Here is a 13,282-nt window from a genome sequence, read left to right as displayed (position 1 = left end):
TCTCAAACTATTCCACTTGCACTTGAATATCATAATTTTCAAGAAAAACTTGCAACACCTCCTCTCCATTTTTGGTATAGTTTTCACCTATCTCTTCATTAAACATAGGTACATTCTTGCCTTTTTTAAGCTGAACAGATAACGCTAAATGCTGACTTTTCTCTTTGAGAATTTTAACAACACCTTCAGAAAGAGTTGTTGCAGCACTCAAAAGAGACTGAATATCAACCCCCTTAACTTGTACTGCACCCCCAAGCAAAACCGCACCAAACAAACTAGCTCCCTTGTCAATATCTTGATAATATACCTCCTTTGAAGGATATTGATGCATCGACTGAGCAACATGGTAAATAGTATCTGCTAATTGATCTTTTCCATTTAATTCAAATTTAATATAGTCGAAACCAATTTTGTGCATATTCTCACCCATCTTTTGCTCTATCTCATTCAACACATTCTCGTCATCTTCTATAATAGCTTGGGCAAACTTCATTAGCTGTAACAAATCTTTACCTTCATAGAATGTGCTTTGCGAATACCCCTTTGTTGCAAATTGAACATGGGCAACAGGGAGTTCTAAATAAACTTTATCCTCTTGTACAATCAAGCCCTGCTTTGAATCTATCTTAAAATTAACATCATAACGCATCTTTGATGGAATAAAGGGCTTCCCAACTTCTGGAATTGAAGAGATTTGAGTAGCAATATCAAATTCCAAAATACCCTTAAAATGATTTAGGTTAAACTTATTAATTTTTAAATATATATTCTTGAATGCAATGAATTCATTTTCATTCTGAATGGTCATTTGGTTTGACCTACATTCAAGGTTTAAGCAACTAAATTCCTCGTATTGGATTCTATCTCTACTGATTGCTTGTTGGGCGAATCTCATCCCATCATTAAGGTATTTTTCAATTTCACTTGATGGTATCAGCTGATTGAGATTTTGCGAAAAATAATACCCCGCTAAAACTCCTGCAATAATCAAAGCACCTAAAATGCCCAGAATTAAACCTTGCTTACTCATATGTACTTTTCTCCTCTATCGATTAAAAAACAGGCATTATATCAAACAAAAATTAATAGTATTCGACCTTAAAATCATAATTTTGAATCAGAGAACGCAAAATAGAATGCGGACGATAACCTAAATTATACTGCAACTCTTCTAGCAATTCTTCATTTGCAAAGGGTATATTCTCATGGTTTTTTAATCGTACAAATAACGCAAGTTCCCTACCATTTGCGGTTAAAATAGATACCCCTCCCTCCTTTAACCTCTCAACCGCACGCACAAACGCACTCACATCAATAGGGACTTTTCGTACAGATTCTATCAAAAAATTAGATGCCACACTCGCACCATAGTCAATGCTTTTTTCATAAATTTCACGCGTAAACACACTCCCATGTGCTGCTTCTAAAATATTATAAATCGCATCATCGAGGCTTTTTGAAGTAATTTTAATATCAAATGAACGAATAGCCACTTTGATATTTTCACGCATTTTTGAATCTGCATAATGATTGGGTTCTCCTAAAAGATTCTCAAATATCGCATTCGCATAAGCAAAACTAAAGGTATCCATATCAACACTGAATTGATACATAATCGCATCACTAAAAAGCGTACATGTACTATCACTATTTGCAATAGATTTTGTGCCATACACAGAATGCGTGAAATGACAACTTAAACGTTTGGGCAACAAAGGTTTAATGAGAGAAATTTCTCTTTTTTCTTCTATAGAAAGCTCATTTTCATTAAACTGAAACTGAAACTCCGTTTCTAATGTTCCCTTTGCTTGAGTGGAGGAAAGCCACTTAAGTGTTAAAGAATTATTTTGTAAAATAATAGCCTCATTTGGCGTATCAAGCCATCCAAGTACAATTTTTGGACTAAAACATTGAATGGACCCCTCGCAGATAAAAGGTTCCCACTTCAGAATCTGTGGTTCTCCATAATACGCCCTCTCATTAAAATGAGTTGTGAGTAATTCTGCATGACGATTTATAATTTTTTCAAACTCTTTTGCACCTAACAATAAACCAAAGCCAAATAACCAAAAATAAAGAATTGCAAAAAGTGCCACGCAACCCACTAAAATAATAAAAAGAAAATTTCTATTTTTGACTTTCTCTACAATACCACCAAAATTAATCTTTTTCAATTCTGCTCCTCTTGCATACACTCACCATCAACAGAACGTTCACCTTTTTTCTTTGCTTCAATAAAAATGGGAACACCGCTAAAGCCAAATTCTTTACGCAATTGATTAATCAAATAACGTTTATAGCTAAAATGTAAAGCTTTTGGGCGATTCATTACCAAAGAAATATGTGGTGGGGCAATTTTATACTGTGTGGCGTAATAAATGCGAACAATTTTGCCCTTTTTGCTAGGAATGGGATGTTTAGAATACGCATCAAGAATTGTTTTATTTAACATTGCCGTAGGAATACGATAAATCAACTGTTGATACACTTTTATGATTGCTTCTTTTAGCTGCATAATGTGTTTTTTATTCTTTGCAGAGATGGTTACAATAGGGGCGTAAGACAGATATTTAAAACGTTCCTTAATATCTTTTTTAATTTCTTCAATTTCCTTATGACGAACATCCCATTTATTCAAAACAATAACAACACCTAAACCATACTCAAGCACTAAGGAGCCAATTTTTTCATCAAGCTCAACAAGTGGTGCTGAAGCATCAAGCACCAATAAAGCAATATGGGCATGCTGGTCAAGCATTTCTCTTGTTCGCTGCAAAGCATATTTCTCAATCCCCTCAATCTTACCTTTGCGTCTCAAACCTGCCGTATCAATAAAGGTTAATTTTTTGCCTTCATAATAAAAACTCTCATCGATTGGGTCAATCGTCGTCCCAGCAACTTCTGAAACGATAGAACGTTCTTCGCCTAAGAGTGCATTCAATAAGGAACTTTTACCGACATTAACCCTACCAATAATGGCTGTTTTAATTTCATCATATTCTTCTTCTTGTGTTTTATCCTGATGTAATCCTAAACTTAACATCTCTTCTTCTAATGACCCCATAAAACCATCACTAAATTCATATCTTAAAGGCTGAATATTTAATACCTTAATGATTGCTGATTTTAATGCAGCAAAGCCACGATTATGAGTAATAGAAACCGCAAAAATTTCTGAAATGCCAAAAACAACAAAAGAATGTATGCGCTCCTCTTCTTTAGCATTATCCAATTTATTTACCACCAAAAAAAGAGGAATTTTTAACTTTTGTAGGTCACGAAAAAGAGATAAATCTTCATCTAATGGAGCTAATTTGCCATCAACGACAAAAAGAATCAAATCAGCCAATCCCGCTTCCTTTAACGCCTGCTCTTTGATACTTTTAAATAAAAACATGGTTTCTTGATGATTTCTCTCTTCAATTCCGCCAGTATCACTCAAGGATAGCGATAAACCCTCTAATTCTATGCAATCCCGCTTCACATCATGTGTCGTTCCTGCCAAATCAGAAGTAATGGCCTTGCGACTTTGCAAAAAACGATTAAAAAGAGAACTTTTTCCAACATTTGGACGTCCAATAATTGCAATTTTTTTCATTATTCCATTCCCTCAAAAATACTAAAATACCCAATCAGAAAGCGAATTATAACCAAAAAAAGTTTATTTTCACAGGAATAATGAGTAAAAGTTATGAAATTTTGACTATACACTTGGAAAAACCAAGTGTACTGATCACTGAAGGTTAAGAAGTTCTTTTTTGTAAACATTGCTTACACGATACAAATAACCGCATATCATGACTCACCAATACAGCTTCATAGGATTTGACAATTTCATTTTGTAGTTGTTCTAAAGCCTCATTATAGAATTCAATAATCTCACCACATTCTGTACAAATAATGTGATCGTGATGAAGCCCACCAGCAATCTCATACTTTCTACCACTGCTGTCCACCTCAATAGATAGAACAAAACCTTCCTTTTCTAAGAAAGCTAAAATACGATAAATGGAACTTAGGCTTGCACCTTTATGATTCTTGCGTGCGATAGTAAAAATTTCTTCAGGAGAAAGATGCCCACCATTCTCATACAAAACTTTAAGGATATACTCCCGCTGCTTGGAGTTTTTCAAGCCATTCTTTCGTATAGAAAGATGCAACCTTTCCAAAATTGTTTCAAAGCTGTCTCTATATTGTCTCACAACAAACCTCCCACAACAAATTCTTGAAAGCAAAGAGAATTATACACAAAGAAGTTAACAAATTACAATAAATTTTATACTTTTTGAGAAATATTTAAAAATATAACTCCCCTAAAGCACAGACTTACCCCAACTAATGTGGTAAAAATCTTAATTCAAAGTGAGAACTTAATTCTTCTACAACCTCTATATCCACATCTTTTTTAGAATTCTTGAAATGTCGGTGATAGCTTCGCATAAACCACACAAAAGACTCAACTTTAGGATTTGCAAAAAATTCTTCTCGCGAAAAGTGAGCTATCCTAAAAGAGAATCGTCCTGAATCTAATGTGATTACACCTTGATGATTCTTATTTTGCATATAAGACTCAATACCCTGCAAACAAAGCAAAAAAAGTGTTCGCATTCGGTATTCCTCGCCCACCTCTCCTAGAATCAATACATCTTCTTGAATCTGCACCCCTATTTCAAATGACTCAAAAAAAGATTTTAAGGATTCTAAAATAGTACAAACAGAAAATAATTGCCAATGGTTTTGTATTTGAATTTGGCTATTTTTTTGTATTTTTTCACTCAAGCCTTCGACAAGAGAGTCTAGGTGATTAACCTGCTTTATAAGCACCCTAGCATATTCATTCAAATATTTTTCATCAATTTCATGATAACGATACGCCTCAAGAATATCACTACCTAATAGCTTTAAAGTACTCAATGGTTGACGATAATCATGAAAAAACTTCCGCATATTTTCTAAAAAAGCAGAAAATTCACCCCCAAATTCTAATGCCTTCAAATCCGAATTTTGCGGACTTTTAATCATCGTATTTAGGTTTTTATTGCAATTTTCATCATTTTTTATCTTAGTTTTATCGAAATATGAGATAATCACAGTTGCAGAACCTCCTTTTATAGAGTTTTGTCAATTGGAATTTTATCTCAAAAATCATTAAAAATAGGAGAACGGACATGAAAAGAGATATTCTTGATGATCTTCATGATACAGAAATATTACTAGTTGAGGACGATGTAGACCTCCGCAATCTCATTGATCGTCATTTAAGGCGGCATGCAAAAGCCCTTTACAGCGTAGGAGAAGGAAAAAAAGCTTTAAAAATTTTCCAAGAAAAGTCTCCACATGTAATTATCACCGACCTTGATTTACCCAAGATGAGTGGATTAGAGTTCATTAAGGAAGTTAGAGATATAAATCCGCGTGTTGCTGTAGTCATTATTACCGCTTTTGGAACACGCGAAAATTTGATTGAAAGCTATGATTTGGGTGCTTGTTCTATTTTGAAGAAACCCATTGATTTAGAAGAATTATCCATCATCCTTCTTGCAAATACACCCAAGAAAATAACTAAAACAACTGTGTCTTTGGGAAATAACTTAAGCTATAATCCAATTGAAATGACACTTTATGATGGCTCTAAATCTGTTGTTTTAACAAAAAAAGAGAATAAAATACTCTCATTATTGTTGCAATATAGAGGTGGTGTTGTATCTTATGATGAATTTCAATCAATGATTTGGGGTGAGACTCCCATGACTTTGGATACACTTCGTATGCATATTAATTCCATTCGCAAAAAATCTCACCAAAACATTATCCGTAATCTTTCTGGTGTAGGCTACAAACTCACAATGGAATGACCCTCTCACATTAAAACTTTTCCAGAGACTTGTGTTAGATTTTAGCAAATCTCTGGAACACTTCTGCAATCATTCACTTAAAGGCCTAAGAATCATATTCTCTTTCAAAACTACCATCATCCTGATCATCAGCTGTGGCACGTTGGACAAAATGAGCATAAATAATACGAATAGCCTCAATAATTTCTTTAGAGATATTATCAATAAATGAAGAATCATTTAAGACAGATGTACCTTGACTAACTGTGATTTTCTTTTCAGAAATTAATGCTTCGACCTTTGAAAGTGCTTCCTTATCTCTGACTTCAAAGAATTTCTTTGCCTCATTTAATTGAGAAACAATCAGTGCAATATTCTCAGGCGTCATCTTTTTTAAATCCTCACCACTACGCAAAAGCTCTGCCAATTCCATCCTTAGAGTATTGTATAATCCACTTAAAGCTGGATTTGGGGAGGTGGAATAAGTCTTTAGATTTTTTTGTGCAAGCTTAAGAATCTTCACTGCTTCAAGCAAACTTCTTGCCGCAACTTTAAGACTATAAACCCTTTCAATACGACTTTGGTCATCAATGTATGCTTGTGCCTCTGATGAAAAATCCATAATTGCATCAAACAAAGCTTTAATTTTTTTCTGATAAAGATAGTCTATATCAACATCTCCCTTATACCAAGGTTTTTTAACTAATTCGCTTAATTCCTCTTGAGAACGTATATCTTCCCGACTAAAACCAAGAGTGTGCACAATTATCGCAAAAGCATTGTCATAGAGATGCTTAATCTCATTTTCAATCGCATTCAACGCTTCATCAGGATACTCAATAATTTCGTATTTTAAGAATTCTGGTGCACTAATATCCTTATCTTTAGGTGCTTTCACCGTTTTATCTAAAAATGCAACAATTTGTGGGATAAAAGGCGAAATAATCAAAACAGCGATTAAATTAAACAATGTGTGAAAAAATGCAACTTTTAAGGCATAGTTGTCCTCTGCAATTCCAAATGTTGAAGAACCAAAATTCACAAGTTGCACAAAAAGAGGGAACAAGGCTAAAACGATAATGGCGATTGTAAAATTAAATACACAATTTCCTATGGCAAGCTTCTTCCCTTCAATATTTGCACTTAATGAAGCAACAACAGCCGTGACAACACCTCCAACACTTGTACCCAATGTTGCTGCAAGGGCATTTTCATAAGTTAATTGCCCAGCAGATAAAGCAAGAAGAATCATCGCCAAAGTTGCATGACTTGATTGCACAATTCCAGTCAACAATGCACCAACACCACAAAAAATAAACGCACCAAGATAACCATCAGCACTAAATTGTGCAAAGTTAATCATATCGCCTGATGCACTAAAACCATCTTTAATATAAGCAACACCCAAAAAGAAAAAGCCAAGACCGATAAAAACCCCCCCCAAACCTTTGTAAAGCTTTGCTTTTTGTAAGGATAACAACGCTCCAACAACAACCAACGGAAGAGCCAAGTCAGAAATTTTAATATTACTTAATCCAACAATAATCCACGAACCAGCAGAATTTCCTAGATTTGCTCCAAACACAACACCAAGCCCACGTGCAAGGGTAATTAATCCTGCGGATAGGAAAGAAATAGAAATCACAGACACCAAGGTTGAAGACTGCATAATCACCGTCGCAATTGTTCCAAAAGTGATACTTTTTGGTGTTGTAGAAGTTGATTTCTTTAGAACTTTCTCTAATAAACCATCACTAAAACTTTTAAAGCCATTTCCTAAACTAGAAATACCAAAAAGCAAAATAGCTACACCTGCCAAAATCTGGCTCAATTCTGCATTTGTAGAGAAAAAGTAAAGTAGCAAAACAATACCCACTGCCAACCCAACTTGACGCATTCCACCCTCCTTTTTTAGATAAGACTGAATTTTATCGCTATGTAACTTAAAAGATTCCATAATTTTTTACAAAAATTTCTATAACACTCCCTTCTTAACCTGTAGCCTCTCGCATAAAACGCAAGAATCATTGCTAAACTAAGATATTATCTGATATAATCCAGCATCAGGTTATTATTTTTGAGCAGAGGTTTTTAACGAATGAAAACTTTTTTTAAAACAGTCCTTATTTTGATGATTCTTGCAATAGTCGGTGTTGTTGCCATTATCGTTCATCACTATAACGACATCCGTTTTGATTTGGATAAGGTTGTCCATTATAATCCTCCACTAACCACACAAATTGTGGATAGAAAAGGAAGGTTAATTGCTAATCTATTTGATAAAGAATTTCGATTCTATGCCCCATTTGAAGAACTCCCTCCAAGAGTCATTGAAGCATTAGCAGCCGTTGAAGATACGCTTTTTTTTGAACATATTGGAGTCAATTTTGATGCTATTGCAAGGGCAATGGTAAAAAATATTGCTAGCGGGAAAATGGTGGAAGGGGGAAGCACAATCACACAGCAACTCATTAAAAATGTTGTACTTACACCAGAAAGAACATTGGATCGCAAAATTAAAGAAGCTCTTCTTGCTATTCGCGTAGAACAAGAATTAACAAAAGAAGAAATTTTAGAACGTTATTTAAATCGTGCTTATTTTGGACATGGCTATTATGGTATCCGTACTGCCGGGTTGGGCTATTTTAAAAAAGATTTAGACCGCTTAACACTTAAAGAATCCGCCTTACTTGTTGGGCTTGTCCGTGCCCCAACATTCTATGACCCTACAAAAAAACTTGAATTTGCACTAGGACGTGCCAACAGTATTCTGCAAAGAATGTACACACTAGGCTGGATCAGTAAAGAAGAATTGGATCAGGGCGTAGAAGAAGTCCCTAAGATTTATGATGACACTTTAAGTAAGAATGTTGCTCCTTATGTCGTTGTTGAGGTTTTAAAGCAACTCAAAGATATGCAAGATTTAAAAAGTGGGGGCTACACTATTAAGTTAACCGTTGATTTGGATTATCAGGAAATTGCACAAGAAGCCCTTATATACGGCTATGAAGGTATCAAATCAAGACAAAAAGATAAGGATAACTCAACACTTAACGGTGCTATGATTGTTTTAGAGAATCAAACGGGAAGAATCCTTGCCATCACAGGTGGAGTAGATTTTGAAAAAAGCAATTTTAATCGTGCAACACAGGCAAAAAGGCAACCGGGTAGTAGCTTCAAACCTTTTATTTATCAAGCCGCACTCGATTTTCAATTCTCTGAAAGTGATTTACTTGCAGATATTGCAAGAACTTATGAATATGTTCTTCCAGGCGGAAAAAGAAAATTATGGACACCCAAGAATTATAGTAGTAGCTTTAATGGAATTGTAACGCTTAAGTATGCAGTAGAACAATCCTTAAATCTTGCAACAATCAACCTTGTTGAGAGCGTTGGGTTTGAGCGCATTTGGCAAATGGTTACCCATTATGGTTTCACAGATGTCCCTAAAGATTTAACAATTTCACTAGGAAGCTTTGGAGTCTCGTTGATGGATATGAGTCGTGCTTACACCCTCTTTTCTAACTATGGCACAATCATGGAACCTATGCTGATTGATTCCATTACAGACATTCATCATCGTGAAGTCAGATTTAATGAAAAAGCGACAAAAATCACAGAAGCAAGGCAAGCTTTCTTGATGATTGATTTATTGCGTAATGCTGTAAATAAAGGAACAGGCAGACGTGCAAGGGTAAAGGGTATCGAAATTGCAGGAAAAACTGGTTCAACAAATGGTAATGTAGATGCATGGTTTTGTGGTTTTTCTCCAACAATCCAAACGATTGTGTGGTATGGGCGCGATGATAGCTCTACTTTAGGTAGGAGAGAAACTGGAGGGGTAACAAGTGCTCCTGTGTTTGCATACTTTTATGATAAACTACTAAAAAAAGAACCGGGTTTGCAACGTCGATTTGCCATACCTCAAGGAGTATATCAACGAAATAAAGACAATGAAATATACTACTATACAGATATTTCCTATCCAAAAGAAGACCAAACATTCAATCAACAACTCATTGATTAGGGGGACAAAATCATGAATCACGCAAAAGCAGCTGCACTTGCATACAATCGAGAAACAGACAGAGCACCAAAACTTGTTGCAAAAGGGAAGGGACATATTGCAGATAAGATCATCGAAAAAGCAAAAGAATTTGATGTGCCCTTATTTCAAAATGAGATGCTTGTGGACTCTTTGCTAAAGGCTGAAGTTGATGCAGAAATTCCTCAAGCTCTATATCAAGCTGTTGTAGAAGTCTTTGTATGGCTGTACGAAAGTGAACAAAAAGCCCAAATGAGCCGTTAAGACCGAATTTTCAACCCATCAACTTTCTGCACCTTGGAAATCATTTGTATTTCAACATTACGATTCAACTTAGAATCTTGTATTTCCTCTTTTACCTGTTCCACGGTTAGTGATTCTATATCTTCATCTACATATATCATCTCAAATACAATTTCAGAAAGAGAGCTTTGAAGAGAAATCAGTTTATGAGCAACTTTAATAATATTATATTTGTTTGTCATCAGAAGCTTCACTTTGACGCCAACCATCAAATCAACATTATTAGAGATGATTAAATAATACTTTTTTTCCTGTTTATCAATTTTCTGGCAATAACGATAAAGCTCCTCCTCTGTATCGCGTAACAGGGCTTTATCAAGATGACTAAGATAAAGTCGTGCAAAATTTACAGCACATAAATTTTCCTCCGCACCCCCCTTAAAGTATTGCCCTTTTAAAGAGGCAGATTTAGAAGAAAGCTCCCAAATTTGGTCATCTAAAAGTGTTCCACATAAATCTAAACCCTCTTTCAATTTTTTTGTAATACGATTAAAATTGCTCTGAAAAACAACATTAAAAGTGTCATAATGACGCTTATAAAAGGAATCCTTAATCGCTGTAAGAGTATCAATAAATTGTGAAATATTTTGAAATTGGTTATTGCTGCCCTCTAAAGCTTGTGTCTTATCATCGATACTATCTTGGATTGTTGCCATTTCTTGTTCAATATTAGCAATCACTTTCGCATTTGCTGCCTCACCTTTATTTTCTTGTGCAACTTTTTTAGCTTGGAGAATTTCAAGCTTGGATCGTAACTTCTGAATCTCCACGCCAGTAACTTTCTCTTGACGACTACACAATGACAAAGATTCCTGATTCCCTGAAATTGCCGCTACAAGAGCCTGATAATGGGTTTGATAACGTAAAAAATATTCCTCAAAAAGTACCTTTGTATTCATATTATTATAACGCACCATACCACGATAGGAATTTTCTAAACGCGTAATAACACCTGTATATTGCAAAAAACGATCGCGCGTAATAGTTTTATCAAGAAACAAGAATGTATCTAAAGCTTTCAGAATAAATCTCTTCATTAAATGATAATTCAACAATAATGTTTTACTGTCTTTTGCCAATTCTCCCAACATATCAATCGTTGCATTTTCTAATGTAAAGTAATTTTTAATTGCTTGGGCGACAGTAATTGTTACATCAATATCCTGTAAATTTGCATAATTTGTTGTTCGATAGATAGCCTTAATTGTATTCATTCTTGCTTTTTCAGTAATTTCTTCCAGCTGGTCATCAGTCTCTGTTCGCCAAAAATCATACTCTCTAATCAATGCCTCATCAGAAAAGTTCTGAAATTTAGAAGAATGGATATCTGTAACCCTTTGTCCATCAGCACGATATTCAACATATAAACCCACAGTAGGAACAATTTTTGGATCATGCCAACTTTCTTTATTAAAATCAAAAAGTGTTTTAGAAATATTAATAACAACACCCCGACCGGTAAAATCTTGATAGCTGACAATTTTGCCGTGCATACACCCTCCTTCTACCTAAAAGGACAAATTTTATCAAAAAAAACATAAAAAAAGCTGAAAAATTATGACTTTAATACAATTTCTCCACCATAAAATCTCTTATATATTCCAAAAATACCCAGCAAAAGCAAACCTCCAACAAGATACCCCAACCACACATTAGTAATACCAGCAACACCAAAACTCACTAGTGCAACACAGGCAACTGTAGTCACATAAGGAAATTGCGTAATAAAATGGCTTTGCACAGAACAACCCGCACCTGTAGCCGAAAGAATCGTCGTGTCTGAAATGGGCGAAGCATGGTCACCATACACAGCACCCGATAAAACAGCCGCGATACACAATATAGTATCAAAGTGATTTACTTCTGCAATACCTAGTGCAATGGGTAGCATAATCGCGAATGTCCCCCAACTTGTACCTGTTGCAAACGCAATAAAACCGCTAACCAAAAAAAGCACAATTGGCACAATCATATCAGGATTCATCAAGCTCATCTGCAACCATTCTTCACTAATTTTTGCTAAATAAATTCCTGTTTGTAAATCCTCACGAATGGCAGGAGCAATTGCCCAAGCAAAAATTAAAATAAGATTTGCAGGTAACATAATCATAAAACCTTTATTAAAAATCATAGGGAATGAGCGTAAATGAATACGGCTAGAGGTAAGAAAAAGTGTAAAAACTAAAGTCAATAAGCCACCATAAAAAAGTGCGAACGGTGTTTGTGCCTCACCCAAAATAGCAATTAAATGGACTTCTTGTTGCTGTTTTTGGAGTTGTACAAAACCACTATAAAACAAGAAAAAAGCAATTAAAACAATCAAGACAAAAATAGGAAGAATCAAGAACCAAATGGAAGTACCCTTAGAATCCCCATCCGTACGTTTTTGAACGCCTACATTACAATTTTTACGCATAGCGGGTAAATTAATTCTCCAATAAATTGTTAAAAAAACTGCTAACAATGCAAACCAAGCATAAAAATTACTCCAAATACTAGATAGCAATGTTTGAAAATGATTACCCTCCTGCATTCCACCTAATAAACCAATAATATATGCCCCCCAACTTGAAAGTGGCATCAGAATACAAACAGGTGCAGAGGTCGAATCAATAATATAAGCCAAACGTTCTCGTGTAGAACGATTAATATCATTGATAGATTGCGAAATTTGTCCAACAGTGAGAGCATTAAAATAATCATCAATAAAAATGATTATCCCCGCAATAAAAGCAAAAAATTCCGAACCTGTTGCACTTTTAATGCGTTTTCTCGCCCAGTAAACAAAAGCCGCCATCCCCCCTGAATAGCTCATCGCCTGAGTTAAAATTCCTAAAATAACCAAAAAACCAAAAATATAGAAATTAGAATAAACAATTTCACCTCCATTTTGGTCATAAAACACTGCAATAAGGCTATAAAACACATACTCTATTGTTCCTAGTAAACTTTGTGACAATAAAATACCTGCAAGCAAAATACCCACAAAAAGTGAAAGAACAACACGACGCGTCAAAAAAACAAGTATAATAACCCCTACAGGAGGAATCAAACTCAAAGCAGAATCTGCATACATTACTTAAAAGACTCCTTAAAAGGT

The 13,282-nt window shown here is 35.0% G+C and carries 11 protein-coding genes; 3 read left to right on the top strand and 8 right to left on the bottom strand.

Features of this window, described 5'->3' with window-relative positions; translation table 11 throughout:
• Positions 1 to 7: 7 nt before the first annotated feature.
• The 5 genes from CCZ01_RS03640 to CCZ01_RS03620 form a co-directional block, all read right to left on the bottom strand.
• Positions 8 to 1,030 carry a hypothetical protein gene (locus CCZ01_RS03640; RefSeq protein WP_112051876.1) on the bottom strand — a complete coding sequence of 341 codons (1,023 nt, stop codon included), beginning with the start codon at positions 1,028 to 1,030 and terminating at the stop codon, positions 8 to 10.
• A 52-nt stretch (positions 1,031 to 1,082) separates the two neighbouring features.
• A complete protein-coding gene (locus CCZ01_RS03635; protein WP_112051875.1) occupies positions 1,083 to 2,174 on the bottom strand; it encodes a hypothetical protein in 1,092 nt (363 codons plus the stop codon).
• Positions 2,171 to 3,598 carry a ribosome biogenesis GTPase Der gene (der, locus tag CCZ01_RS03630; protein WP_112051874.1) on the bottom strand — a complete coding sequence of 476 codons (1,428 nt, stop codon included), beginning with the start codon at positions 3,596 to 3,598 and terminating at the stop codon, positions 2,171 to 2,173. Before der ends, CCZ01_RS03635 begins: the two co-directional genes overlap by 4 nt.
• Before the next feature lie 145 nt (positions 3,599 to 3,743).
• Positions 3,744 to 4,202, bottom strand: a complete 459-nt coding sequence (fur, locus tag CCZ01_RS03625) for a ferric iron uptake transcriptional regulator (RefSeq protein ID WP_112051873.1) — start codon at positions 4,200 to 4,202, stop codon at positions 3,744 to 3,746.
• 133 nt (positions 4,203 to 4,335) lie between these two features.
• Positions 4,336 to 5,091: an ATP-binding protein gene (locus tag CCZ01_RS03620; protein ID WP_112051872.1), complete on the bottom strand. Its 756-nt coding sequence runs from the start codon at positions 5,089 to 5,091 to the stop codon at positions 4,336 to 4,338.
• A 77-nt stretch (positions 5,092 to 5,168) separates the two neighbouring features.
• Here CCZ01_RS03620 and CCZ01_RS03615 point away from each other — a divergent pair, with 77 nt between their 5' ends.
• Positions 5,169 to 5,855, top strand: a complete 687-nt coding sequence (locus tag CCZ01_RS03615) for a response regulator transcription factor (RefSeq protein ID WP_112051871.1) — start codon at positions 5,169 to 5,171, stop codon at positions 5,853 to 5,855.
• A gap of 85 nt (positions 5,856 to 5,940) precedes the next feature.
• Here CCZ01_RS03615 and CCZ01_RS03610 read toward each other — a convergent pair whose 3' ends face one another.
• Positions 5,941 to 7,731 carry a Na/Pi cotransporter family protein gene (locus CCZ01_RS03610; protein WP_112051870.1) on the bottom strand — a complete coding sequence of 597 codons (1,791 nt, stop codon included), beginning with the start codon at positions 7,729 to 7,731 and terminating at the stop codon, positions 5,941 to 5,943.
• 201 nt (positions 7,732 to 7,932) lie between these two features.
• Between CCZ01_RS03610 and CCZ01_RS03605 the strand changes: the two genes are divergently transcribed.
• Positions 7,933 to 9,861 carry a transglycosylase domain-containing protein gene (locus tag CCZ01_RS03605; protein ID WP_112051869.1) on the top strand — a complete coding sequence of 643 codons (1,929 nt, stop codon included), beginning with the start codon at positions 7,933 to 7,935 and terminating at the stop codon, positions 9,859 to 9,861.
• A 12-nt stretch (positions 9,862 to 9,873) separates the two neighbouring features.
• Entirely contained in the window at positions 9,874 to 10,143 is a 270-nt protein-coding gene (locus tag CCZ01_RS03600) for an EscU/YscU/HrcU family type III secretion system export apparatus switch protein (protein WP_112051868.1), read from the top strand.
• Here CCZ01_RS03600 and CCZ01_RS03595 read toward each other — a convergent pair.
• Both CCZ01_RS03595 and CCZ01_RS03590 read right to left on the bottom strand, forming a co-directional pair.
• Complete coding sequence (locus tag CCZ01_RS03595) at positions 10,140 to 11,675, bottom strand: hypothetical protein (RefSeq protein WP_112051867.1); 1,536 nt, start codon at positions 11,673 to 11,675, stop codon at positions 10,140 to 10,142. The genes CCZ01_RS03600 and CCZ01_RS03595 overlap by 4 nt on opposite strands.
• A 62-nt stretch (positions 11,676 to 11,737) precedes the next feature.
• Positions 11,738 to 13,258: a Na+/H+ antiporter NhaC family protein gene (locus CCZ01_RS03590; RefSeq protein ID WP_112051866.1), complete on the bottom strand. Its 1,521-nt coding sequence runs from the start codon at positions 13,256 to 13,258 to the stop codon at positions 11,738 to 11,740.
• Positions 13,259 to 13,282: the final 24 nt, after the last annotated feature.

The sequence above is a fragment of the Helicobacter monodelphidis genome, assembly GCF_003288845.1.
Lineage (GTDB): Bacteria > Campylobacterota > Campylobacteria > Campylobacterales > Helicobacteraceae > NHYN01.
Note: the sequence above shows the minus strand (reverse complement) of the source record. Positions and strands in the feature narration are given on the sequence as shown.